This window comes from Microbacterium sp. 70-16 (genome assembly GCF_001898315.1).
Taxonomy (GTDB): Bacteria; Actinomycetota; Actinomycetes; order Actinomycetales; family Microbacteriaceae; genus Microbacterium.
Genome location: NZ_MKTQ01000006.1, coordinates 1 through 24974, shown reverse-complemented (window position 1 = coordinate 24974; position 24974 = coordinate 1). Strand labels below are relative to the sequence as shown.

The following is a 24974-nucleotide window of genomic DNA, read 5'->3' as shown; positions in this document are numbered from 1 at the left end:
GCAACGGCAAGTCCCGAGGCTCCAGAGGAAGAGAACTGTCACCCATGTCCTGAGACATGAAGTGTCACCGATGTCCTGAGGCAGAACCGTCACCCATGTCCTGAGACATCACACTCGGGTGGGGGAGGGCAAGCTCGCGTGGGGGAGGGCAAACTCGCGTGGGGGAGGGCAAGCTCGGGGCGCGGTCGGGGTCAGGCGGGGCCGGTCCAGCTCATCGACTCGATGTAGCGCAGCAGCACGCCCTCGCGCAGCGCCCAGGGGCTGACTTCCAGGGCATCCGCCTTGAGCATCTTCATCGCCGTGTGCAGCACGACCGCTCCCGCGACGATCTGGAACGTGCGATCCGCCGTGATGCCGGGCAGCTCTTGCCGGGCGGATGCCGGCAGCTTGGCCAGGCGCGGAATCCACGAGCCGAGCGCGTCGCGCGGCAGGAGCAGCCGTTCGTTGCCCGGCCACGACGGCATGGGTGAGCCGGCGAGCTTCGCGAGCGAGCGGATCGCCTTCGACGAGCCCACGATGTGATCGGGCTTCGGCATCGACCCCAGGGCCGTCGCCGCCGGCGCGATTACCTTTTCGGCGTGCGCGCGCAACTGCTCCACGGCATCCATGCCCGGCGGGTCGTTCGGCAGGAACTGCACCGTCATCCGGCCCGCGCCGAGCGGCACCGACGCGGCTGCTTCGGGCAGCTCGTCGGCTCCGGATGCCAGTTCCAGCGACCCGCCGCCGATGTCGAACAGCAGGATCTGACCCGCCGACCAGCCGAACCAGCGGCGCACCGCGAGGAACGTGTAGCGGGCCTCGGTCTCGCCGCCGAGCACCTGCAGCTCCTGGCCGAGGGCCTCTTCGATGCGCGCGATGACGGCCTTGCCGTTGCGCGCGTCGCGGACGGCGCTCGTCGCGGTCGCGAGCAATTCGGCGACGTTCTCGACGGCGGCGATCTCGCGCGCCTCGGCGACCGCGGCGACGAGCGCCGCGACGCCCTCTTCGCTGATCGAGCCGTCCGGTTCGAGGTAGCGCATGAGGCGCAGCACTGTGCGTTTGCTCGTGGTTGCGAGCGGCCTGCCGCCGGGGATGACATCGGCGATCAACAGGTGGACGGTGTTCGAGCCGATGTCGAGAACTCCCAAACGCATGCGAACAGCGTACTGGTGGCGCATAACTCAGGCAGATCACCGCCCTGCGGCGCCGAATCGCCGCCGTGACGCGATTCTGCCTGAGTCATGCGCCTGGCGCCGGCCGGTAACACGCGCCCGCGCCCGCGCCGCCGCCTGGTGGTAACCTGCGCCGCCGCACCGCCGCACCGCCGCACCGCCGCACCGCCGCCTGGCGGTAACCCGCGCCGCCGCCAACCTGCGCCCGCCGCACCGCCGCACCGCCGCCTGCCGATAAAGTAGGCGCAATGTCCATCGATGACGTGAGCACCGAAGTCTCCTCGCTGTACCGCGAGGTCGGTCGCGCGGAGTGGGCGGCGCTGGCCGCAGGCATCCCGAACCCGCTCACCGAGACCGAGGTCATCCAGTTGCGCGGCATCGGTGACCGGCTCAACCTCACCGAAGTGCGCGAGGTCTATCTGCCGCTCAGTCGGCTGTTGTCGACCTATGCCGAGAACACGAAGCGGCTCGGCGCCGAGACGGCGGCGTTTCTGCGCGAACCCGACACGACGACGCCGTTCGTCGTCGGCGTCGCAGGGTCGGTCGCCGTCGGCAAGTCGACCATCGCGCGCCTGCTGCGCGAGCTGATGAGTCGCTGGCCGGGGACTCCGCGCGTCGAGCTCGTCACCACGGACGGCTTCCTCTACTCAAATGAAGAGCTCGAGCGCCGCGGCATCATGCACCGCAAGGGTTTTCCCGAGTCCTACGACCGGCGCGCGCTCGTGCGGTTCCTCACCGACGTGAAGTCAGGCGCCGCCGAAGTGCGGGCGCCGTTCTACTCACACGTGCGGTACGACATCATGCCGGACGCCCACGTCACCGTGCGCCGGCCCGACGTCGTCATCGTCGAGGGCCTCAATGTGCTGTCGCCGCCGCCGACGCCCAATGACGTCGCCGTCAGCGACCTGTTCGACTTCTCGATCTATGTGGATGCCGATGAGTCCGAGATCGCGAAGTGGTACGTCGACCGGTTCCTCGCGCTGCGGCAGGGAGCGTTCAGCAACCCGAACTCGTTCTTCAAGGTCTTCGCCGAACTGTCCGACGACGAGGCGGTGACCACCGCCCTCGGCTACTGGAACGACATCAACCTGCCCAACCTGCGCGAGAACGTCGCGCCCACTCAGCACCGCGCGACGCTCGTCTTGCGCAAGGCCGCCGACCACGCCGTCGAATCGGTGCGGTTGCGCAAGCTGTAGCCCGCCGCGGCGTTCCGCTGGTCCGCCAGGCCGGCCGCGGCGGACGCGGCGGCCCGGGGGCCCCGGCGGCGCCGCCGCGGGGTGGAGCGGGTGCGACCGCAACAACTCAGGAGTCCTGCGCGCTCTCGAGCCGTGCGAGCTCTGTTTCGGCGGTTTCGGGGGTGGTTCTCCTGAGTTGTTGCGGGGCCCGTGGCGCGATGAGCGTCCGGGATCGTCCGGGATCGCATTGATCTGCGCCGAACGCGCTGAAGTTCAGTGAAGCTCCTAACCGGGCCTCCCGAGTGCGGCCCGTTTTGCGTGCTCTTCAGAATGAAAGTGAATCGTGACTGATCTCGACCTTGAGTCCTTCGGCTATCTGCTGCACGTCGCCCACGGCGAAGGTCGACAGCCGTGGCCCGTCTATCACCTTTCGAGTGACGAGGGTGCGCACGGCTTCTCACTGGAGCTCGACCGCGGCGCTCTGAATGTCGTCTCCACCCCGGACGACGGCGGGCGGGACGCGCTGTTGTGGTGGTCGCAGCTCGTGGTGGATGGACACCAGAGCGAGGCGGCAGCGTCGATCGTGAGCGCCGAGGCGGAGCATGACTGGCTGATCGGTCGCTTCCACCTGGACGTGACCGAAGCCCCGGGCCTGGCACGCCTCACCTATCGGGCCGTGATCCCTCTGTGGACACTCAGCGATGCGGGGTTCCTCGACGCGGTTCTCATGGAGGCGCAACGCCTCGACGAGGTTCTCACACTCTGGGACGAGTTCGTGCAGATGCGCGAACGCAGCGATGCCTCCCTGATCGCGTTCGAGGCCGACTGGCCCGCCGCGTTGACCGCGCTTGCCGATGATCAGACCTCCGTGTCCATGCTGGGCATCCTCTTCCAACGCTTCGAGGAGAACAGCGTGCATGAGCACGTTTTCTTCCACCCGAATGCCGACCAGGCTCTTCGAGAACGCGTCGTCGCGTCATGGGAAGCGGCCGCCGCGCAGGATGCCCCGCAGCCGTACGGCGATCCGGCCGCACCCTCCGACTCGTTTGCGCCGCAGCGTGCGCAGTCGCTCGCGTTTCTCAAGTGCGACGCGGCGAGGTAGACGCATGGGTGTTCCCACTCGCACCTGGCTTCGTTCCTGGTGGTGGGTGCTGGTCATCGGCGTCATCCTGGCCGGCATCTTCGTGTTGTCGCTCGTGCTCGTACTCCGCGCCGCGAGCGGGGTGGATGCCCAGCCGCACTGGGCATCGTTGACCGGGCCGATCGGCGACACATTCGGCGGCGTCTTGGGCCCCATCCTGAGCACGGCGGCACTGGTGACGACGGCATATCTCGCCGTCTGGCAGCCCCGGAAGGAGCGTGCGGAGGAACGCGCTGCAGAGGTGGTTGCGTGGATCGCGGACACAGCCGACCGCCGACACCGTGGGGTCGTGATCTCGAACACATCGGGTTCCGTCGCCGAGCAGGTGTACATCGAGGTCGTTCGGTCGGGCGCGGCACAACCGCTGCGCGACCTGGAAGAGACGGTGCCGCCCGGCACGTGGTTCGTGCCGTTCCTGATGACGCGCGGCAAGGAGGCACAGGAGGGCTGGAAACTGCCTGTCGCCGTCGACACATCCGACGGGATGACCGTGCGGTTGAACCAGCAGGCTTCCGAGTGGAGTCCCCTCCTCGAGACCTTCACGCTTCGCCCGCACCTGCCGGAGTCGGAGAACGGCGTACCGCTGCCGCACGAGACACTCGGAGCGTTCTCGTACCGGCTACACGGCATGGGATGGACCCGCAGCGACGACGGTCGTATCAGCGCCGAAAGGCTCACCGCGCAGGCCAAGAACGACCGCGAGGCCGTCAGATACACCCACCGCGAATCGGCGCAGGTCGCCGGCGCATCCGGCCGCGTCACAGCCGCGATTGAGGAGCTTGTGCGCCACACCATCGACGCCGTCTGCATTCCATCTGCCGAGGATGCCTTCGAACTCGCCAAGACCGAGGCGCAGCCCGTGGACCCGGTGGTCCTTCCCGGAGCGAGGTCTGTCGAGCACAACATCGGCAGGGGTAACTCGATGGTGTTCCACCTGGGCACGGCAGGGCGGACCGTCCGCATCCTGGGGAATGCTCAGCAGGGAGAACAGGGGCATTACCCCGCCGAGATCAACGTCCTCGACGGCGGCGGGAAGAAGGAGTCCGCGCTGTCCAAGAGCGCGATGGAGGCGGGTAAGGAGGCACTCCGTGTGGGTCGTCTCAACGGCACTGACGCCAGCTTCTGGCTCGGCTCTGCCGCCGGCCAGATCAAGTGGCTACTCGTCCTGCGCGCTGTCGTCGCCGCCGCTGCGCAGCCAGAGCGCGCGCAGCCCGAACAGATAATCCCGCCCGAGACCTTGGATGCCGAGGCATCCTCGAAAGGACCCGCTCATGCCTCGTGAACGTGTGAATGCCCTCGCCGATGAACTCATCGTGCTCCTCCAAGATTCCGACGTACGGGGCCGGGCCCTGCCGCCGGCGAGTTTCTGGAGCATCGTCCACTATGGCGAGGGAAGCTACGAGAACCGCTACAACCGCGTCGTGCGCTGGCTGCTTGACCCGACCGAGAACCACGGGCTCGGCGCGGCCGTCGCCAATGCGCTGATCGCCAATGCAGGAGACACCGACGTCGAGGTGGGCACGCGCCGCGTACGCTCCCACGTCGAGACGCCGGTGCCCGGCATGACGACCGGAGCCGGACCCCTCCTCAAGGGCAGAATCGATGTCTCGCTCCTCGATCACGCGAACAAGATCGTCATCACGGTCGAGAGCAAGCTGAGTTCGAGCGCGCACGACGAGCAGCTCGCCCGTTACCGTGCGCACGTGGAGGCTGAGCGTCGGGGGTGGCGGCAGTATTTCGTCTTCCTCACCGAGCTCGACGAGCAGGCCGACGACGAAGGCTGGGGCGAGCTCACTTACGCGGAGTTCGCCGATCTGCTGCGCGAGATCCTTGACCGCCAGGAGGTCTCCGCGGCCGTCTCCACCCTCATCCAGGACTTCATCGCCGACATCGCGCGTCGCGCGCAGGGCCCGAGCGATGCGAAGGTCGCTGCCCTGTACTTCGACGACCACGACCAGCCGCAACCGACCCATAACCGCTTTGCGGATCTGCTGGTCTCGGTCGCATCGGAGATCGAACCCGACGAGCAGAAGCGAGCGGGTAGCAAGATCGAGCGTCTCGGCGCCTACCTGGGGACGAGGGGCGTGAGCGTCGACGCGCTGCCCTCAGAGCAGATCTTCGACCTGCTCTGGACGAAGCTCGCGGCGGCTTTCGGACCGTCGTTCTCGGCGAGCGACCTCACCCGCCTGCTGTCCTATGTGCTCGATCACGCACCGCAGGCGCGCACGCAGGATCAGAGCATCAAGCCGGGCGTCAGGGACTTCTTTGCCCGGTACTTCACTCTGCTCACCGGCGCCGAAGTTCCTCGCGACCGCGGGTCGGTCCCGGTGCTCACCGAGCACAGCGCTGACGGTTACCTGCGCTCTGTTCAACTTAACCGCGGGGGGCGAGGCTTGACCTTCAACGTCGGCGACGCGCGACCGTTCCGCATCTCCGGCCCGGATCCCGACAGCTTCCCGTGGTGGGTGGCACACATCGACCCTGGCACGAACAAGCAGTGCGCGATCATCGGGCGCAAGATCACGAAGCGGCCGCTTGCCGAGTGGCACGAGCGTGACCTCCACGACGCCATCGTCGCTGGTTTGGGCGCCGACGAGGTCTGCGCTTGCGGAGCGGCGATCGTCAGAGTGGGGTAGCGCGCCCCGGGGGCGGGGGCGGGGGCGGCTGGGGGCCGTGGGGCGGTGCCGCGGGGTGTGGCGGCGACCGCCGTGGGGCGGCCGGTGGGCGTAGGGCGGTGCGGTGGGGTGTGGCGGCGGTCGTCGTGAGGGGGCGGCCGGGGGGGCGTGGGGCGGTGCCGGGACCGGGGTCCGGCGGCGGCGCCCGCCGCAATAACTCAGGAGTTCTGTGTGGTGACGACTGGTTTGAGCCCGGTCTTGGCGGGTTCGGGGGTGGTTCTCCTGAGTTGTTGCGGTGGCGCGGCGGTGCCGGTGTTGTGACCGGTCTGGTGCGCCGCCGGCGCAGACTCCTTCTCGAGCAGCGTCACTGAGGCATCAGGGTAGCGCCGCAACAGCTCACGAGCGACAGTCGCGCCGACGATGCCCGTGCCGACGACGCCGCACGACGCGTTCATGCGGGAGAGCGCAAGCGCAGGCGCTCGCCGTCGACGACGTAGCGCTCGCCCGTGTCGGGGCAGACCCACTCGGTGGCATGGCCGTCCGAGTTACCGTCGGCATCTGCCGTCAGCGGCCGCCCGGTGCGCCCGACCCAGCCGATGCGCTTGGCGGGCACGCCGGCGACGAGAGCGTGCGCGGGCACGTCTTTCGTGACAACAGCGCCTGCGGCGACCAGCGCCCACTCTCCGATGGTCACCGGCGCGATGCACACGGCACGCGCGCCGATCGACGCGCCGCGCTCGACCGTCACCCCCACGGCGTGCCAGTCGTCGGCACCCTTGAGTGACCCGTCGGGGTTCGCCGCGCGGGGGAACTCGTCGTTTGTGAACACGACCGCTGGCCCGATGAACACGCCGTCGCCGACGACGGCCGGTTCATACACGAGCGCGTAGTTCTGCACTTTGCAGGCGTCGCCGAGCGTCACTCCCGGGCCGATGTAGGCGCCGCGGCCGATGTTGCAGTCGGCGCCCAGGACTGCGCCGGTGCGTACCTGCGCCAAATGCCACACGCGAGTGCGATCACCGAGAGTCACCCCCTCGTCGATGTCGGCCGACGGTTGGACGACAGCAGTGTCGCTGATCATGGCATCCTTCTCCCCAGTTCGGTGCCGGGCGAGCGCACTCGTCACTCTCGCAGAGTATGGTGCCAGGCGGCCCGCTGTGACAATATTGCCGCAGGGAATCCGTCGCTGTGTTGCGGGGAAGCGCACGGCCGCTGGGGAGCGGTTGCGGACGGACGCCCGAGACCCGCCGGGGACGCAGGTCGTTGGGGAGCACAATGGGGAAGCCTTGGGGATTCATGCGCGGAAAAGCTGCAGCGCGCGGTGCGTCTGGCGCCGCACCGGCCGACGACCGACAAGGTGTTGCGGAATACCTGCTGCAGCACGGCGCAGACGGCGCCACTGCGTTATCAGCGGGCACCGCGCAACGAACGTATGCGCAGCTGCGCGATGACGTCGCAACGCTTTCTCGTGCGCTGATCGCGGCTGAATGGGAGCCCCGAACGCCCGTTGCCATCATGGCGCCGAACGGTGCGTTCTGGGCGGCCGCGTACCTCGCGATCATGCACGCTGGGCACGTCGCCGTGCCGCTGCCGACAACGTTGCCGGTCGATGAGGCGCTCGCACGCGTGCGCTGGGTGGGCGCCGCCGGCATGTTCCTCGGAGGCAGGGCGATCGAGTCGGTCGGGCCCGCCGCGAGCGCAGACGTTGACATCTTCACCGAGACGACGCGCGACAGTGCACGCGTGCCGTGGGTGGACCGCCCACGGCCCCGCATCGACCTCGATGACGACGCCGCGTACCTCTTCACCTCCGGAACCACCGGCACGCCGCGGGCGGTGCGCCTCACGCACCGCAACATCATCGCGAACACCGAGTCGATCCTCGGATACCTGCACGTGAGCCACTCCGACCGGGCGCTGGTCGTTCTGCCGTACACGTATGTGTTCGGCGCCTCCGTTCTGCACACTCATCTGCGGGTCGGCGCCACGCTCGTCGAGCAGACGACCACCGCCTACCCCGAGACGACCGTGAATCTGCTCGAGTCGGAGAAGTGCACCGTGTTCGCCGCGGTGCCGTCGATCTTCCATGGGCTTCTGCGCAACAGCTCATTCACCCGCCGGCGACTACCGCATCTTCGAATCATCCAGCAGGCGGGCGGTCGACTTCCGCCGGCCTTGCTGCGAGAGCTGCTTGCCGCGGATCACAACGCAGATGTCTTCGTGATGTATGGCCAGACGGAGGCGACCGCGCGACTGTCCGCACTCGACCCCGCCCTCCTCCTGTCCAAACCCGGGTCGATTGGGCGCGGCATCCCCGGTGTGCGGCTACGTGTCATAGATGAGGAGGGCCAGCGCGTCGCACCCGGAGAGATCGGTGAGATCTGGGCGCGCGGCGAGAACATCTCTCCCGGGTATCTCGCTGACCCCGAAGGATCGGCTGCGAAGATGCCCGACGGTGAGCTGCATACCGGCGATCTCGCCACCATCGACGACGAGGGCTTCATTTACGTCGTCGACCGTGCCGAGGACTTCATCAAGTCGTGGGGATATCGCGTCGCCAGTCAAGAGGTTGAGGCAGCCGCCATGGAGCTGCCCGACCTTGTTGCGGTCGCGGCTGTCGGCCTGCCCGACGAGGCAGCCGGTGAGCGCGTCGAACTGCTCGCGGTCGCGCGTCGCGGCTCTGACGTCACCGCCGAGCAGGTCATCGCGCGTTGCCGCGAGCTGCTGCCCAAGTATGCGGTTCCCGCCAGGGTTCGATTTGCTGATCAGCTGCCGCTCAACGCGAACGGCAAGGTCGTCAAACGTGACGTACGTGACCTGCTCATGCGAACCGGAACCGTGGGGTGATCGAACGTGCGTATCGTGACCATGCGTCGACTTGTTGCCGCGGCGATCGTCGTCGCGTCGATCGCCATCGTTGTTGTCGTCTGGGAGAGAACAGTGCGCCCTGACCCGCTTGCCGTCGTTGAACCGACCACAGCCGAGCTGCAGTCCTTCGCGACGACGACCGTGTTCTTCGGTCACCAGTCCGTCGGTGCGAACGTTCTCGAGGGGCTCGCGGCGCTCGACGGTGTCGACGCTGCCGGCATCCGGATTATCGAGTCGACGGATGCCGGCAGCGTCGCGCCGGGCACCGTAGCGCATGCGTATATAGGGGTCAACGGTGCCCCGCAGAGCAAGCTGGACGCGTTTGTCGAGCTGATGGACTCGGGCATGGCCGAGGCGGTAGATTTCGCCCTCTTGAAGCTCTGTTACGTCGATATCGATGCGCACACTGATGTTGCGGCGGTGCTTGCTGCCTATACGGATACGATCGCGGGGCTGCAGGCGCGTCATCCGGAAACGACATTCCTGTACGCGACGGTACCGCTGGCAACGGCCCGGGATCTGAAGGCAACCGTGAAGTCGTGGCTCGGTCGTGACGCGGGTATGGGGCCGGAAGACAACGTCGCGCGGCAACAGTTCAATGCAGCGCTGCGCGAGCAGTTCGCGGATACCGGGTTGTTGTTCGACATCGCCGCCGTCGAGTCGGGCATGGACCAATCGGCATCCGCTCGCACACACAACGGCGCGGACTACTACGTCCTCGACGACTCTTTCGCCGCCGATCCCGGACACCTCAACGCGGACGGTGCGCGCGCGGCGGCGGCAGAGCTGGTGCGCACCATCGATGCTGCGCGAAGCGGGACATGACCATCCGCGGTATCGGTATCGACGTTGCCGACGTCGATCGGTTCCGTGCGCTCTACGCGCGGCGCGGAGAGGACTTCGCTCGCAAGTGGTTCGCTCACGTCGAGATCGAGAGATGTCGGGGTGCGAGAGATCCCGGTGCAGCGTTGGCGGAGCATTTCGCTGTCAAAGAAGCAGTGTGGAAGGCTCTTGGCCCGAGCGAATGGGCGGCCCCGCTACCGTGGCGCTCGATCGTCTACCATGCTGGGTCCGGTTCGGCATCGCTGGGCGGGACCGCTGCCGCGATGGCGGGGGACGTCACCGTGCACGTGTCCGTCGCTCGGCAGCGCAGAGTGGCCGTCGCCACGGCGCTCGTCACAGCTCAGGGGTGACCTCCGGCACCTTCTCGATGAGCACGGGAGCCGCGTGCAGGTACGCGGTCGTGCGCCGCTTCTGCACGATGTCACGGTAGACGCGCTGCACCTGCTCGACCGTCAGCCCGGTCGCCGCGGCGACATGATCGATCGGAACGTCGTTGTTCAGACCGTACAGGCAGAGGTCCATGCGGCCGTAGGGGAGCGAGAAGTAGAACTCCTCCTGCGACTGCGGCAGCGAGTACGTGTCGGTGGTGGACGGGCGACTGCGGATGTTCTCCGGCACGCCGAGGTACTCGGCGAGCGCGTACACCTGCGTCTTATAAAGATGCGCGATGGGCTTGATGTCAGCGGCCCCGTCACCGAGTTTGACGAAGAAGCCCTGGTCGTACTCGAGACGGTTCGGGGTGCCGGCCACGATGTAGTTGAGGCGGTCGGCGTGGAAGTACTCGAGTGTCTTGCGCGTGCGCTGCTTGAAGTTCGAGGCGGCGACGATCTCCAGGTAGGCCGCCATCGACAGCCGCTTGGTGATCTGCGTTCCGTCTGGGGCCTGCGCGACAACAGAGTAGATGCGATAGGCATCCGAATCGACCACGCTCGGCAGCACGATCTTCGACCGCCAGCCGGCGCCGAATTCCGGGATGACGCTGCGGATCGCCTTGTCGCGGCGCCGATAGCAGCCGAACGCCTCGAGCATCGGCGAGATGTCTTCGACCGTCGAGTCCACGCCCAGCCAGTCGGTGAGCGACGTGCTCAACGGCAGGGTCTCGTCGGAAGATTCCTGCTCGGGCATGTGCAGCGCGAACACCCTCGCAGGGCCGAGGGCGCGTACCGCGAGCGCCGCGGTGACGCTCGAGTCGATGCCACCCGAGACCCCGACGACGACGCCCTTGCGGCGGTCGTGCTCGAGCACGCCACGGAAGGCGGCGCTGATGCGCTCGACCTCGGCAGCCGCGTCGATGGCGAGTGTGTGCGTTCCGTATTGTTCGTTCATGAAGTTCCCCCGTGTCCCCTGATCACGTCGTTGTAGAGAAGCTGCGTCGACAGCACGGCCAGAACGCGCATGTTGTCGGAGTTGCCAATACCTCGCCCACCGGTCCGCGCGCACTTTGCGGCCAGACGTTGCACGATCTCGGGCTGAAACACTCCCGCTGCCTGCACGGAGTCAGGAGCGAGGGCATCTGATACCCAGCCAGGCGCATCGGGGCCGAAGAAACTGCTCGCATCGGGAGCCCGGTACGGCTGCTTGGGGCGCTCGAGCACTTCTTGCGGGACGATGTCGGCGAACGCGCGCTTGAGCACGTGCTTCTCATCCAGACCGCGAAGCTTGTGCCGCGCGGGCATGCGCGCGGCGACGCGCGCAACGTTGGGGTCGAGGAACGGGAATCGTCCTTCGACAGAGTTCGCCATCAGCATGCGGTCGCCCTGCGACGACAGGACGTATCCGGGCAGCAGTGTCGTCCACTCCAGCCATTGCGCGCGAGCGAGCGGATGCCACTGTCGGCTGCCCGCGGGCATCCTGCCGACCAGATCTGCTGCGGGGTCGCCGGCGCCGGAGAACGCGGGCTGCAGCATTCCCGTCAGAGCCCGAGCGGTGTCCCATCGGGGCCGATGCGAGATCGCCGGGTCGTCGGCGTCGAGATTGCGCATGAAGAAGCTACGGGCGAACACGGGCGCCTGTTGGGGTGCCCGCTGCATCCATGGGTACAGTGCGTCGACGGCGCGATCAGCCCACGGTGAACCGGGATGCCTCGCGGCGTACCGCCGCACCGCGGCCTCACGGAAGATGTCGTAGCCGGCGAGCATCTCGTCGGAGCCTTCGCCTGTGACCACGACTTTCCGGCCCGATCCACGCACCAGCTTCGAGAGCAGGTACATCGGTGCCGGCCCGCTGCGCAAGATCGGTGTCTCCGTGTGACGGATGACTTCGGGAAACACCCCGGCGATGTCTGCGCCGGTCACCGTGATGTCGCGGTGGTCGGTGCCGAGGGCGTCGCTCACGGTGCGCTGGTAGTCGCCTTCGTCGAACTCGGAGTCGGCAAAACGCAGCGAATAGGTGCGCAGGTCCGCGCCCGTGTGGTGGCGGATGATCCCTGCCGTGACGGTTGAATCGATGCCACCCGAGAGATATGCCGCAACGGGCACATCAGATCGGGTGAAGCGCAGACGGGTGGCGTCGATGAGCGAGGCACGCAACGCCGCAGCGCTCTCGTCGATCGTCACGTGCTGCTCGGAGGCGGCTGTGGCGAACTCGTCGTACCAGAACCGGTGGCGCTCGGGAGTGGTCGCGCCGTGGCGATACACGAGGCACGTGCCCGGTTCCACCTGCTGCACGCCGCGGAACACCGTCCGCGGCGCGACGGGCGCCCAGAAGGTCAGCAGCTCGGCGAACCCCGCGGGATCGAACTCGCGCGGTACCGCCGAGTCGGCGAACAGCGCTTTCACCTCGGAGGCGAACCGCAATCGACTGCCCACTGTGGCGTGGAACAAAGGATGTATTCCGAACGGATCGCGCGACAGGATGAGCTCGCGGCTGCGCTGGTCGTGGATCGCGATCGCCCACTGTCCGTTGAATCGGGCGAAGCAGCTGAGGCCCCACTCCTCCCACGCGTGCACGATCACCTCGGTGTCGCTGCGCGTGCGAAAGCGGTGTCCGCGTGCGGAGAGCTCGGCCGTCAGCTCAACGTAGTTGTAGATCTCGCCGTTGAAGGTCACCCAAACGGTGTCGTCCTCGTTAGCCAGCGGCTGGGCGCCACCGGCGACATCGACGATCGACAGGCGCGCGTGCCCGAGCGTGACGTCGCCGCTGACGTGGAAGCCTGAGCTGTCCGGCCCGCGGTGCGACAGCACGCCGACCATCGGCCGCACGTCGTCGACATTCGGCGGCGTCTTCACATCGCGCACGCCGCAGATTCCGCACATCAGTGCGCCACTGCTTCAGCGTGAGCGCGCGTCATTTCCCCATGACCCATTCGTCTTCCCCCGATTGACGAACCGCCTGTATGGGCTCACAATAGGGCAGTCCGGGCGTTTTTGGGGAGACCGGATATCAATTGGGACTTGGGGAGTACCAGTGAACACTGTGACGAGCGACGTGCTCACAGAGCGCATCGAGGCATTCATCTTCGAGAGTCTGATTCTCGGTGACAGCACACGCATGCCCGCACCGCGCGACTCGCTGATCGAGTCGGGGGTGATCGATTCGACGGGGGTGCTGGAGCTGATCGAATTCCTTGAGGAGGAGTTCGGTATCGCTGTCGATGATTCGGAGACGGTGCCCGAGAACCTTGACACGATCGAACGTGTCGTTGCGTTCGTCTCGCGCAAGACTGCGTGACCTTCTAGAGACCGATAGCTGGTGCTGGGCACCGAGGGGCTGCGGGGTGCGATGTGGTCGACCGTGCTCGGCGAAACGATCATGGCGGAGGGGGCGGGATGCCTGCTGAAGACGCAATTTCGGATCTGCGCCGCGACTTCTCGAGGATGAGCGCGACATTTCTGCCGAGCGGCGTCGGCGTGTGGCGCCGCGTGCTGTTCGCGCTCGGAAACTCAGAGCTTCACTGCGTCGCGGCATACCGGTTCGGACGATACGCGCGGGGATGCCGCCGCCGCGGCGAACTGGTCTGGATCCCCTTGACGATCCTGCATCGCATCTGGAACCGATGGATCACGCACATGCATCACTGTGACATCAGCACCAGAGCAATGATCGGTCCTGGAATGCTCCTCATGCATCGCACCGGTGTCATCATCGGGCCTGCACAGATCGGTGACGATGTGGTGCTCCACCAGAATGTGACGATCGGACAGCGCGTAGCGGGCGGGAACCAGGGAGTCCCGCACATCGGCGCCGGAGTGTGGATCGGGCCCAACGCCGTGCTGTCCGGCCCGATCTCGGTGGGGGACCGCGCGACCGTGTCTGCGGGAAGTGTCCTCTTGCGTGACGCACCTGCGCGCGCGCTCGTCGGAGGGGTGCCGGCGCGCGTGCTCATGATGGAATACGACAACTCGGCGATGACGGGGGTGACGACCTGATGACGGATGTCTCTCTACGCAAGCAGGCAACGAGCGGCGCAGCCTGGAGCGGAGTGAGCACCATAGTGCTGCGCCTCGGTAGCTTGATGGTCGGCATCGTCCTCGCGCGGCTCCTGACCCCGGAGCAGTTCGGCGTCTTCGCTGTCGCGCTCACGGTGCAGTCGATTCTGATGACTGTCGCCGATCTGGGACTGTCTTCGGATCTGGTCCGGGCCGAAGACCCCGACCGGATCGCGCCGACCATCGCATCGCTTGGATTGCTGAGCGGCTCGCTGACAGCTCTCGTGACGATCGCATCGAGCGGCTGGCTGGCATCCACGATGGGTGCTGCCGAAGCCGCGCCAGCTATCGCGACGCTCGCCGTAACGCTCTTCCTCGCGGGGGTCAGTGTTGTCCCCTACGCGTACATGCTCCGCAGATTCCAACAACGGGAGCTCTTCTGGGTTGGGGTTGTTGACTTCATCGTTTACACGGCCGTCACATTGACGCTTGTCGCGCTTGGCTTCGGTGTCATGGGGCTGGCACTCGGCCGCGTTGCCGCGCAGATGGTCGCCTCCACGCTGCAGTTCGTCTTCGCCCGAATGCGACCGCGATACGGCATTGCTCGCGATCAGATACGCCCGATCCTTGCGTACAGCTTGCCGATTGCGTGCGCCAACCTCCTTGCGTGGGCTCTGCTCAATGTCGACAACGTTGTGCTTGCCCGGCTCGCCGGCGCAACGGCGCTGGGGTACTACGTGCTCGCGTTCAACGTTTCCAGTTGGCCGATGACGGCGCTGTCTCAGGTTGTTCGCTCGATCTCATTGCCCTACTTTTCTCGCGTCGACGACCCCGCAGTCGGGGTCGAGCGAGTGAGTTCGCTGGGCTGGGCTCTTGCGCTACCGGCGAGTGGAATGATCGCTGTGCTAAGCGCTCCGATTATCAGCGTGCTCTACGGGGAGAATTGGTTGCCGGCCGCCCCTGCGCTCGCCGTGCTAGGTGTCTACGGGGCTGTCCGGGTGATCTTCGACGTGGCAACGGGCTACTTATACGCTCGCGGACGCTCGCGTCCTGTCTTGTGGATCCAGCTCGGATGGCTGGTGTCGATGGTGATCGGCATGGTTGCGGTGGTGCCCGTCTGGGGGATCCTAGGCGCCGCGGCAGTTCACGTGGTCACCGGCGTCGGCTTGATTCTTCCGGCGTACCTTGGTGTGCTGTCGCGGAGCGGCGTCCCAATCAAGCGCTTCCTTTACGCTCACTTGCCCCCCACGCTGGCCACCGTGCCGGCGGTCATTGCGGCATGGGGGGCGACTTTCGTTGGCGGTGGTGCTGCCACAGCGCTGCTTCTGGGTGGACTTGTCGGGGTGCTCGTCTACGCTGCCGCCATCTGGCCGTGGCTACGGCGCAGGCTGCGTCATAGTCCAGGGGGGAGCTGAGCATGCTCGAAGCGCTCTCTGACCGACATGCGCGACGGCGGCGGCGGGCGAAGGCTTGGGGAGCGCGGCTCGCGCTCTACGGTCTGACGGTCGTCACCGATGCGATGCCGCCACGCATCCGGTTCGGACATTGGCAGCGGGCGCTCGGAATGCTGGCGGTCGCCGGTGGTCTCCCATCCATTCGGCGCGATTCCCCTGCGCCTGAGGTGATGCGGTTGCCGACTCCGAGGGTCGAGAACCCCGACGTCCGTTGCCTGATCGTCGCTGGCGCGCTCGACTCGGGAGGCGTCGAGAATGTCGTGGCGTCGCTCGCGCGTGGACTTCCGAATCATGGCATCCAGGTTGAGGTCGCGTGCAGTTTGGCGGGCCGCGTCGCGAACGCGCTTGCTGACGAAGGTGTGCGGGTTACCGTCGTCGACGATCAAGGACTGCAACAGCTGGTGAGTTCTATCGCTCCGGATGTCATCCAGCTGCACCGCCCGAATCTGGCGCACTTGCGCGGCGTTGCGCGAAACCCGGAGCGAGCCACGTGTGTGTTTCACGCGATGGAGACGTACTTGGACGCGTCCACGTGGCAGGCGCTCGGGCAACTCACGCGCGCGTCCGGTGTGAGTGTGGCCGTGAGCGACTCGGTTCGCGCGTTCTTCACGGAGCGGCTAGGGAAGGCTGACATTCGCGTGGTCGTGAACGGCGTCGCTGCTACGGCGGTTGAGCCACCCAATCGCGCCACCGCGCGGGCGCGCGTGGCAACGGCCATCGGCTGTGACATCGAAGACCGGGACATCCTCGTCGTCAGTCTGCAACGCTTCAGTGATCAGAAGAACGCTGCGGGCCTAGTTGACTCCTTCCTGCTTGCGTCTGAACAGAACCCACGGCTGAGGCTTGTCATCGCGGGAGGGACGGACAGTTGGCTTGAGGTGCGCCGAGCAGCCGTGCTCCGCGAAAGCCACCCGTCCGGCGATCGGGTACACCTCCTGGGCGATTCGGATCCTGCAGTGATTCTCGCGGCGGGGGATGTCTTTGCACTCGACTCGTTCTCCGAAGGCGGGCCACTGTCCGCGATTGAAGCGGTAGCGGCGGGGCTACCGATTGTCATGTCCGATGTCGGGTTCGCTCGGCGATTGGCCGCGGAGGCGTGTGTCCGCGCGGTGGTCGTACCGCGGGCGAATCGCTCGCACTCCCAGAGGGACATCGCCCGCCAGCGACGACGGCGGCATCAGTCCAATCGTGAGGACTTCGCGGAGGCGCTTGTCGAAGTCGCGCGTGAGCCCGACGGCCCGCGTGCCGCGCGCATTCCGAGCAGCTTCCACGAGGCTGCGATGGTGCGCGCACACGCGGAGGTGCTGCGCGAAGTCGCGTGCCGTTCACGTGCGCTGCCGACTTCCGGTGAAGGTCCTGATCTGCAATAATCAGCGGAGGCCCCGAATGGGGAGGGGCCCTTACCGCGCATAGTGCAGTGTGCATTGCGAAGCGCATTTTGGGGAATGTGTCGTGTTGCAGAAAATCAAGCGATCTCTGCTGGCCGCGTTGGCGATTTTTGTTCTCGCCTTGGCCGCACTCGGGAGTCCGACGGCTGCTCAGGCGGCGGACTGTCCCGAGACAGTGGTGAATATCGTCGCCCATCAGGATGATGACCTGTTCTTCATGAGCCCGGACCTCGTCGACGACGTCAAGAGCGGGGCATGCGTCGTCACGGTGTTCATGACCGCCGGCGATGCCGGCCGAGCTCCCGCTTACTGGCGCGCCCGCGAGACAGGGTCGCACGCGGCGTACAACACGATGCTCGGGCTGTCGGCTGCCGCGGCATGGTCGACATCGACGGTGACGTTCGCAGGCAAAGCGGTCCCTGTGGCGACCAGTCCCGGAGACGGCCGCATCACAGGTGTCTATCTGCGGTTGCCGGATGGTGGGATCGGTGGAGACGGTTGGGCCAGCAGCGGCGAGGCATCGCTGTTGAAACTGTGGAACCAGTCGATCTCATCCCTCGTCGCCGTTGACGGGTCTGCGCAGTACACGCGCGAGAGCCTCATCGCGACGCTCGGCTCGATCATCTCCTGGTCCGATCCTCGCGAGGTCCACGTGCAGGATTTCGAGACGGCAGGGTATGACCACTCCGATCACCGGATGGCGGGGCGATTCGCGGCAGCTGCCCTGCAGGGCTATGCCGGGATGGTGTTGGCGTACCGGGGGTACAACGCGCAGACGGAGGCCGCCAACGTCTCAGGAGACGACCTGAGCGCAAAGACGGCGGCACTGCTTAGCTATGCGGAGTATGACCCATTGCTCTGCTCGTCTGCAGAAGTCTGCCCGGGTGGCAGTGAAGCACAGTGGACGCAACGACAGTACTCGGCGCCGTTGCTAGTCGACGGGAATTCTGTGGCGGGTCCGGCTGCGTATGGTGGGCCGAATGTGGCGCGGAATGCGTTGGTGGCGGTGTCGTCGGCGGCTGCGGGGCAGTCGGGGACGGCGGCTATTGATGCGGTGGTGGCGGGGTGGCCTGCTAATGGTGGTGCGGAGTGGTCGTCGAACGGTGAGCGTGCGGGGGCGTGGTTGTCGTTGTCGTGGTCGTCGGTGCAGACGTTGGATCGGGTGTATTTGTATGACCGCCCGAATGGGACTGATCAGGTCACGGGTGGTGTGCTGAAGTTCTCGGATGGGTCGACGGTGACGGTGCCGTCGTTGAACAATGATGGTTCGGCGACGGTGGTCACGTTCGCGGCGAGGTCGGTGTCGTCGGTGTTGTTCACGGTGTCGTCGGTGTCGTCGGGGACGCAGAATGTGGGTCTGGCGGAGATTGAGGCGTATCACGGGGATCCGGCCGCGGTGGTCGAAGATCCTGTAGTGGTCGATCCTGTCGCGGTCGGTGACCAGACAGCGGCCTCAACGAACACCAGCGTGATTCAGACTGAAGACGTGGCGCCTTCGACGTCGACGGGTGAGCCGACAACGACGCAGTCAGACACGGATGCTTCGTCCGCGCATGCGACTCCGGGGGGCTCAGTCACGGATGAGGCCGTCTCAATCCCCGCGGAGGAAAGCGAGACGACGCCTTCACCCGGTGGATCGGACGCCACCGCAGAAGATGGTTGATCGGGCTGGCATCGATCTGGTTGATGTCCCACGCGGCTTACGCGTGTGGCGCCGCGGCTCAAGGGGAGGAGAGGCGTGAACGGAGCACGGGAGGGGCTGGCAAAGAGCATTCGGATCCTGCGCCAGGACGGCGCATCCGGTCTCGTCAAGCGAGCCGCTCGCACCTTGTATGCACGGACGGGTGCAGAGACGCTGAACGAGCCGCTGCTCGGTGCGGACATCGCCGATTCGAGTGCGCTGAGCCTGTCGGTCCCCGCAGCGCGGGTTCCTGCAGGTCAACCGCTGACAGTGGGTTGGGTCGTGACGCCACCAGCGGCAGGATCAGGTGGGCACACCACCCTCTTCCGAGTAGTAGAGGCCGTCGAACAAGCGGGACATCGCTGTCACCTTTTTCTCTACGACCGGTACGGCGGCGATATTCAGCGGCACGAACGCGTCATCCGGTCATGGTGGCCGCACTTGCGGGTGAGCGTGAGCGATGCCGTTGCCGGTATCGCCGACGTCGACGTGGCAATCGCGTCGTCGTGGGAGACTGCTCACGTTCTTGCTACCCGGGGCACTGATGCCATGCGTCGGCTCTACTTCATCCAGGACTTCGAGCCATACTTCTACCCTCGAGGCTCCGCATACGTTCTCGCTGAGGACTCGTACCGGTTCGGATTCCGCAACGTCGCGCTTGGAAAGATGGTCGCCGAGTGCCTGAGGCACGAGACCGGGGTTGATGCCGACGTCACGGAGTTCGGCTGTGACACCAGTGTGTACCGTGTCCTGCCTGGACATCAGCGCACGGGGGTGGTTCTATACGCGCGCCCGGGCGTCCCCCGACGTGGCTTCTGGCTCGCACGGCTTGCCCTGCAGGAGTTTCATCGCGTACGACCCGACGTTGACATCCACGTTTACGGTGAGCGCATCGACGGTTTGCGGTTTCCCGTGCACCAGCATGGGCGGCTCTGCCCGGAGGAACTCAATGCGTTATACAACCGCTGTGTCGCCGGCATCGCGATGTCTTTCACAAACATCTCCCTCGTCGCTGAAGAGATGTTGGCGGCAGGCACAATCCCTGTCGTGAATGACTCCAGCGGTTCTCGAGCAGATCTTGTGAACGAGCATGTCGCATGGGCGACGCCGACTCCTCAGGGTATTGCGCGAGCACTCGCTGACGTGTGTGCCCGGCCCAATCGGTACGAGGCCGCCATTGATGCGGGACGGTCAGTGCGGCAGTTCGGGTGGGCGCGCGCACAGGCGGACGTACTCCGCATCATTGAGGAGGAAGCCTACGGAATGAGCAAACGCGTCCTGGCGGACGATAATGCAGGCATTGCAGATGCGCACTAGCGTGCATCACCTCCTGCGCAAGTGTGCGCAGTCGCACCCCGTGGCTCCCGCGCTGACCTTCCGGGGCGTGACGCAGACCTACACCGAAGCATGGCAGGCTGCCGAGAGCGCCGGGCGACAGTTGCGCGCGCTCGGGTTGCAGCAGGGCGACCGCGTCGCGATCTACCTCGAGAAGCGCCTGGAGACGGTTTCCGCGATTTTCGGCACGTCGGCCGCTGGGGGAGTGTTCGTGCCCATCAACCACGTGCTCAAGCCTGCGCAGGTCGGTCATATCCTCACCGACAGCGGCGCGCGGATCCTCGTGACCTCCGCTGAACGGCTCGGTCAACTGACGGCTGCTCTGGCAGGCAGCGCCGTCGAGCAGATCATCGTCGTGGGCGAGACGCTCCCGGAGGCCGGCGGCGACTACGGCATCCACCTGTGGAACGCGACCCCGGGCACGGCCGACAGCATCGGCTCGACCATCGATATCGACCCGGCCGCGATCCTCTACACCTCCGGCAGCACGGGCAAGCCCAAGGGGGTCGTGCTCAGCCACCGGAACCTCATCGTGGGCGCCGAGAGCGTCAGCACGTACCTGCACAACACGAGCGACGACGTGATCCTGAGCGTGCTGCCGCTGAGCTTCGACGCCGGTCTGAGCCAGCTCACGACCGCCTTCGCGGTCGGTGCGCACTGCGTCCTGGTCAACTACCTGCTGCCGCGCGACGTCGTCAAGCTGTGCACGGCACACGGCGTCACGGGGCTCACCTGCGTCCCGCCGTTGTGGCTGCAGCTGGCATCCGTCGACTGGCCCGAAGAGACCGCGGCCCGGTTGCGGTACTGGGCAAACACCGGCGGCCGGATGCCTAAGACGACGCTCGACCGGTTGCGCGCGACCTTCACGCAGGCCGCCCCCTATCTCATGTACGGGCTGACCGAGGCGTTCCGCTCGACCTATCTCGACCCGGCCGAGGTCGATCGCCGTCCCGGTTCCATCGGCAAGGCGATCCCGAACGCCGAGGTTCTCGTGCTGCGGCCCGACGGCACGCGCTGCGAGCCCGGCGAACCCGGCGAACTCGTGCATCGTGGGGCGCTGGTCGCGTTGGGGTACTGGAATGACCCGGTGCGCACCGCCGAGCGGTTCCGTCCTTTCGCGCACGTCGGGCAGGACTGGCGCGCGCCAGAGCTGGCCGTCTGGTCGGGTGACACCGTCGTCGCCGACGACGAGGGCTTCCTCTCATTCGTCGGCCGCGCCGACGACATGATCAAGACGTCGGGCTACCGCGTGAGCCCCACTGAGATCGAAGAGGCCGTCTACGGCACCGGGCTCGTCCGCGATGTGGTGGCCATCGGCGTCGCTGACGACGCACTGGGCCAGCGCATCGTGCTTGTCGTCAGCCCTGCGACGGCGGCACTGGACGAGCGTGAGCTCGTTGCCGCGCTGCGACCAACACTGCCCGCCTATATGCTTCCGTCCCAGGTGGAGATCCGCGACGACCTACCCCGCTCACCCAACGGAAAGTTTGACCGACCGCGCATCGCAGCAGAGGTGACCGCATGAAGCCCCACGAACACGTCGCCACCTTCGGTACGATCGACGGAGAGCTCCGGCTCGCCGGCCAGCCGCTGAGCCGGCTCGCCGCGCGCATCGGCTCCACGCCGTTCTTCGCGTACGACCGCGGTCTTATCGATGCCCGCGTCGACCTGCTGCGCAGCTTGCTGCCCGCACGCGTCGAGCTCAGCTACGCGATGAAGGCGAACCCGATGCCGGCGGTCGTGCAGCACCTCGCGAACCGCGTCGATCGCATCGATGTCGCCTCGGCCGGTGAGATGCAGCACGCCCTCGACACGCGGATCCGCCCTGATCGGGTCAGCTTCGCCGGGCCGGGCAAGACCCCTGCCGAGATCCGGCAGGCGGTCGCGGCGGGCATCATCGTCGAAGTCGAGTCGCCGACCGAGCTGCGCCGAGTCGCGGATGCCGGTGACGCGCTCGGCCTGCACCCGCACGTCGCCGTGCGCGTCAACCCCGACTTCGCCGTGAAGGGCTCGGGCATGCGCATGGGCGGAGGCCCGCAGCAGTTCGGCATCGACGCAGAGCAGGTGCCCGGCGTGCTCACCGAGTTCGGCGCGGCGGTGGACGTGCTCGGCTTCCACGTGTTCGCGGGGTCGCAGAACCTCAACGCCGAGATCATCGCGGAGGCGCAGGGGCGCACCGTCGATCTGGTCACCAGCCTGGCCGAACATCTGCGCTCGCCGCTGCGGTACCTGAACCTGGGCGGCGGTTTCGGCATCCCCTACACCGAGAAGGATCAGCCCCTCGATCTCGCCGCCGTGGCGGAAAACCTCGGCGCGCTCGTCGACGGTCCGATCGCACAGCGCTTCCCGCAGGCGAGTCCCGTCATCGAACTCGGGCGCTTTCTGATCGGCGAGTCGGGCGTCTATGTCACGCGTGTCGTCGATCGCAAGGTCTCGCGTGGCAAGACCTTCCTCGTCGTCGACGGCGGCATGCATCACCAGCTGGCAGCCTCGGGCAACTTCGGCCAGGCGATCAGGCGCAACTATCCCGTCGTCGTCGGCAACCGTGCGGCAGAGGCGGGCGAGGATGCCGTGACCGTCGTCGGATGCCTCTGCACGCCTCTCGATCTGCTCGGCGACGACATCGCCCTGCCGCCTGCCGAGATCGACGACCTCGTCGTGATCTTCCAACAGGGTGCCTACGGACTCACCGCCAGCCCCACCGCCTTCCTCGGGCATCCGGCCCCCGCCGAAGTGCTCGTCTGAAAAACCACTCACAAGGAGACCCACATGGCCACCGAATCACTCACCGCTGTTCGCGAAGTGCTCATCGATGCACTCGAGCTCGCACAGGCGCCCGACGAGCTGCAGCCTGACACCGCCCTGTTCGGAGCGCTGCCCGAGCTCGACTCGTTCGGCGTCGTCGCTCTTGTCGGCGCACTCGAGGACCGCTTCGACATCACGATCGACGACGACGAGTTCGGCGCCGAGCTGTTCGAGACCGTCGGAACGCTCACGGCGTTCGTCGACGGCAAGCTCGCGGGCTGACGCATGGATTCAGGGGATCGGCTCGCTGGCTTCGCGGCTCGCAGCGGGGGACGCACGACGGTCGAGGGGCCGGTCACTGGTGAACTGTCGCATGCGGGCGTTTCCGTGCAATGGTGGGGGCTCGACCCGTTGCCGGGAACCCCCACGGTGCTACCGCTCTCGCGGGTGCGGCGTAGCGATACCGGTGCGGTCGACGGTGTCGAACTGGCGCAGCGAATCGCCGCCGACCCGCGTGCTGCGGAGCAACTGCTACCGCCGTTCGCTGCTGCGGCGTGCGAGTCGGCGTCGGTCGCTGTCGCGGCCGATGCGATGGGTTTCCGGCCGGTATATGTTGCTCGCGGGACGGCTCCCTCCGACGCGATCGTATCGACTTCTGCGCTGTCTGCGGCGCGTGCCCTCGCAGCGCCCCTCGACGAGGCAGCGGTGGCTGTCCAATCGTTGCTGGGGTGGCAATTGGGCCAACGCACACTACATCTCGGCGTCCGCAAACTCGAACCCTGCGCTGTCGCGCGGGTCACCGCGGATGGAGTTGACGTCGAGCAGCATCCGGTCGGGCACCAACCGAGCTTCTCGTTGGAGGAAGCAGTGCCGCGGGCCGCGGCCCTCCTGCGCCGCTCGCTCGAGTCCCTCTTGGACGAGCACCCCGACGCCGTGCTTCAACTCACTGGGGGACAGGACTCACGACTGCTGCTCAGTGCTGTGCCCCCCGCTCGCCGACGCGGTCTGCATGCGATGACCCTCGGGTGCGCCGGAGAGCGTGACGTGGAAGTTGCCAGCCGTCTCGCCGCTCGTGACGGACTCGTGCACGAGGTGCACCCTCTGGCGGGCGCTGACGCGCTCGCGCCCGCGGAGGCGTGGGAGAGGTGCCTGACGTCCGCGATGCGCCTGGATGCCACGTCGGACCCAGTGGCATTGGCCGCGCTCGACATCGCCGAAGGAGCGTTCGGGCAAGGCACCCGTATCTCTGGGCTCGGTGGTGAGATCGCTCGGGGGTTTTACTATTTTGGGCGCGTGCATGATCGGCCGTACGGCCGCGGCGACGCCGAGCGGCTCGCCGCGTGGCGGATGTTCGTGAACGATTCCATCGAACCCGGCGCCGTGGAAGAGGAGTTTGCGCGATGGTCTCGCGCGGTCGCAGTGGATGACGTGTACGAGTCGCTTCGTGGGGGCGGGGACGAGTGGCACCGCGCGACGGACCATCTGTATCTCCGGCATCGCATGCAGCGCTGGGCTGGTGTCACTGATGCGGCCGTGGCTGATCGCCGTATCGTCGTCAATCCGATGCTGCACCCCGAGTTCCTTTCGATTGCGGCGCGACTCGTTCCCGCGGACAAGGCGGCTTCGCGCTTCTTATCGCTTCTCCAAATCGAGCTCGATCCGGAACTCGCGCGCATTCCTTTGGAGGGGCGCCCCGCCCCCGTTGCGTATGCGCGACCGGGCTTGCTCTCGATCGCGCGTCAGAACGTGAGCAGGGTGCGAAAGGGAGCGTGCAAGGCGGTTCAGCGGGCTCGTCGTGGAAACCGTCCGCCGGCGGGCGGTGCGCAGCTCACGCGGCTCGTCGTGGAAGCCTGGCGCGAAGACCCCGCGCGAATCGTTTCCGGGGCGGCCGACTTCGTGCGTGCGGATTGGCTCGATGCTGTGCTGAGCGGCAAGATCGACCCGCGTCCCAGTTCAGTGGGGTACGTGACCAATCTTGTTGCGGCAGTCAGGGCATCCGCTGGTTCTCAAGCACACCGGTCCGTCGGCGGACGCATGAACGATCTCTAACGGGATCCCGCTAGGCCTTTGAGGTGGTCAGGGGTTTCAATAGAACGGTAGGTCGGGCCGGCGCATGTTCCCGATGAACGTGGCGCGTAGGACGACGTCCGAACACAGGCCTGGGGATGCCTGACCTCTCTAAGGAAGATCTCCCGATGCACCCAACAACTT

At 66.6% G+C, this 24974-nt stretch carries 22 protein-coding genes; 17 read left to right on the top strand and 5 right to left on the bottom strand.

Going from position 1 to position 24974, the window contains the following annotated elements; translation table 11 throughout:
- Positions 1-191: 191 nt before the first annotated feature.
- Positions 192-1133: a Ppx/GppA phosphatase family protein gene (locus BGO46_RS00490; RefSeq protein WP_292678890.1), complete on the bottom strand. Its 942-nt coding sequence runs from the start codon at positions 1131-1133 to the stop codon at positions 192-194.
- Positions 1134-1399: 266 nt separating this feature from the next.
- Here BGO46_RS00490 and coaA point away from each other — a divergent pair, with 266 nt between their 5' ends.
- The 4 genes from coaA (at position 1400) to BGO46_RS00470 (ending at position 6103) form a co-directional block, all read left to right on the top strand.
- Complete coding sequence (coaA, locus tag BGO46_RS00485) at positions 1400-2347, top strand: type I pantothenate kinase (protein ID WP_292678888.1); 948 nt, start codon at positions 1400-1402, stop codon at positions 2345-2347.
- A gap of 322 nt (positions 2348-2669) precedes the next feature.
- Positions 2670-3428, top strand: a complete 759-nt coding sequence (locus tag BGO46_RS00480; RefSeq protein ID WP_292678886.1) for a hypothetical protein — start codon at positions 2670-2672, stop codon at positions 3426-3428.
- A 4-nt stretch (positions 3429-3432) separates the two neighbouring features.
- Positions 3433-4749, top strand: coding sequence for a hypothetical protein (locus tag BGO46_RS00475; RefSeq protein ID WP_292678883.1), 1317 nt, complete (start codon positions 3433-3435; stop codon positions 4747-4749).
- 4 nt (positions 4750-4753) lie between these two features.
- A complete protein-coding gene (locus BGO46_RS00470) occupies positions 4754-6103 on the top strand; it encodes a PD-(D/E)XK nuclease family protein (RefSeq protein WP_292678881.1) in 1350 nt (449 codons plus the stop codon).
- 197 nt (positions 6104-6300) lie between these two features.
- On the opposite strand, the gene BGO46_RS00465 is transcribed toward BGO46_RS00470, so the two are convergent.
- Both BGO46_RS00465 and BGO46_RS00460 read right to left on the bottom strand, forming a co-directional pair.
- The gene (locus BGO46_RS00465) at positions 6301-6537 is read right to left on the bottom strand and encodes an FAD-dependent oxidoreductase (protein ID WP_292678878.1); all 237 of its coding nucleotides are present in this window, start codon (positions 6535-6537) and stop codon (positions 6301-6303) included.
- Positions 6534-7163: an acyltransferase gene (locus BGO46_RS00460; protein ID WP_292678875.1), complete on the bottom strand. Its 630-nt coding sequence runs from the start codon at positions 7161-7163 to the stop codon at positions 6534-6536. Before BGO46_RS00460 ends, BGO46_RS00465 begins: the two co-directional genes overlap by 4 nt.
- A gap of 194 nt (positions 7164-7357) precedes the next feature.
- On the opposite strand from BGO46_RS00460, the gene BGO46_RS00455 reads away from it, so the two are divergent.
- Genes BGO46_RS00455 through BGO46_RS14605 form a run of 3 tightly spaced genes read left to right on the top strand, consistent with a single transcriptional unit; the run spans position 7358 to position 10143 of the window.
- Positions 7358-8929 (top strand): class I adenylate-forming enzyme family protein, encoded by a 1572-nt coding sequence (locus BGO46_RS00455; RefSeq protein ID WP_366246769.1) that lies wholly within the window; start codon positions 7358-7360, stop codon positions 8927-8929.
- A 15-nt stretch (positions 8930-8944) separates the two neighbouring features.
- Positions 8945-9775 carry a hypothetical protein gene (locus BGO46_RS00450; protein ID WP_292678870.1) on the top strand — a complete coding sequence of 277 codons (831 nt, stop codon included), beginning with the start codon at positions 8945-8947 and terminating at the stop codon, positions 9773-9775.
- Complete coding sequence (locus tag BGO46_RS14605) at positions 9772-10143, top strand: 4'-phosphopantetheinyl transferase superfamily protein (protein ID WP_292678867.1); 372 nt, start codon at positions 9772-9774, stop codon at positions 10141-10143. Before BGO46_RS00450 ends, BGO46_RS14605 begins: the two co-directional genes overlap by 4 nt.
- Here BGO46_RS14605 and nadE read toward each other — a convergent pair.
- Both nadE and asnB read right to left on the bottom strand, forming a co-directional pair.
- Positions 10127-11119, bottom strand: a complete 993-nt coding sequence (gene nadE, locus BGO46_RS00445) for an NAD(+) synthase (protein WP_292678865.1) — start codon at positions 11117-11119, stop codon at positions 10127-10129. The two genes, BGO46_RS14605 and nadE, sit on opposite strands and share 17 nt — an antisense overlap.
- The gene (gene asnB, locus BGO46_RS00440) at positions 11116-13047 is read right to left on the bottom strand and encodes an asparagine synthase (glutamine-hydrolyzing) (protein WP_292678862.1); all 1932 of its coding nucleotides are present in this window, start codon (positions 13045-13047) and stop codon (positions 11116-11118) included. Before asnB ends, nadE begins: the two co-directional genes overlap by 4 nt.
- Before the next feature lie 151 nt (positions 13048-13198).
- On the opposite strand from asnB, the gene BGO46_RS00435 reads away from it, so the two are divergent.
- The 10 genes from BGO46_RS00435 to BGO46_RS00390 all read left to right on the top strand — a co-directional run bounded on the left by BGO46_RS00435 (position 13199) and on the right by BGO46_RS00390 (position 24812).
- Positions 13199-13462, top strand: a complete 264-nt coding sequence (locus BGO46_RS00435; protein WP_292678859.1) for a phosphopantetheine-binding protein — start codon at positions 13199-13201, stop codon at positions 13460-13462.
- A gap of 98 nt (positions 13463-13560) precedes the next feature.
- Complete coding sequence (locus BGO46_RS00430) at positions 13561-14160, top strand: serine acetyltransferase (protein WP_292678857.1); 600 nt, start codon at positions 13561-13563, stop codon at positions 14158-14160.
- A complete protein-coding gene (locus tag BGO46_RS00425; protein ID WP_292678854.1) occupies positions 14160-15575 on the top strand; it encodes a lipopolysaccharide biosynthesis protein in 1416 nt (471 codons plus the stop codon). Before BGO46_RS00430 ends, BGO46_RS00425 begins: the two co-directional genes overlap by 1 nt.
- 2 nt (positions 15576-15577) lie before the next feature.
- Positions 15578-16984: a glycosyltransferase gene (locus BGO46_RS00420; protein ID WP_292678852.1), complete on the top strand. Its 1407-nt coding sequence runs from the start codon at positions 15578-15580 to the stop codon at positions 16982-16984.
- A gap of 82 nt (positions 16985-17066) precedes the next feature.
- Positions 17067-18665, top strand: coding sequence for a PIG-L family deacetylase (locus BGO46_RS00415; RefSeq protein WP_292678850.1), 1599 nt, complete (start codon positions 17067-17069; stop codon positions 18663-18665).
- Positions 18666-18740: 75 nt separating this feature from the next.
- Positions 18741-20000, top strand: a complete 1260-nt coding sequence (locus BGO46_RS00410) for a glycosyltransferase family 1 protein (protein ID WP_292678848.1) — start codon at positions 18741-18743, stop codon at positions 19998-20000.
- 1 nt (position 20001) lies between these two features.
- Positions 20002-21543, top strand: a complete 1542-nt coding sequence (locus tag BGO46_RS00405) for an acyl-CoA ligase (AMP-forming), exosortase A system-associated (RefSeq protein WP_292678846.1) — start codon at positions 20002-20004, stop codon at positions 21541-21543.
- The gene (locus BGO46_RS00400) at positions 21540-22763 is read left to right on the top strand and encodes a pyridoxal-dependent decarboxylase, exosortase A system-associated (RefSeq protein ID WP_292678843.1); all 1224 of its coding nucleotides are present in this window, start codon (positions 21540-21542) and stop codon (positions 22761-22763) included. The genes BGO46_RS00405 and BGO46_RS00400 overlap by 4 nt, the downstream gene beginning before the upstream one ends.
- A 24-nt stretch (positions 22764-22787) precedes the next feature.
- Complete coding sequence (locus tag BGO46_RS00395; protein ID WP_292678841.1) at positions 22788-23045, top strand: acyl carrier protein; 258 nt, start codon at positions 22788-22790, stop codon at positions 23043-23045.
- Positions 23046-23048: 3 nt separating this feature from the next.
- Positions 23049-24812 carry a hypothetical protein gene (locus BGO46_RS00390; protein WP_292678838.1) on the top strand — a complete coding sequence of 588 codons (1764 nt, stop codon included), beginning with the start codon at positions 23049-23051 and terminating at the stop codon, positions 24810-24812.
- Positions 24813-24974 lie beyond the last annotated feature (162 nt).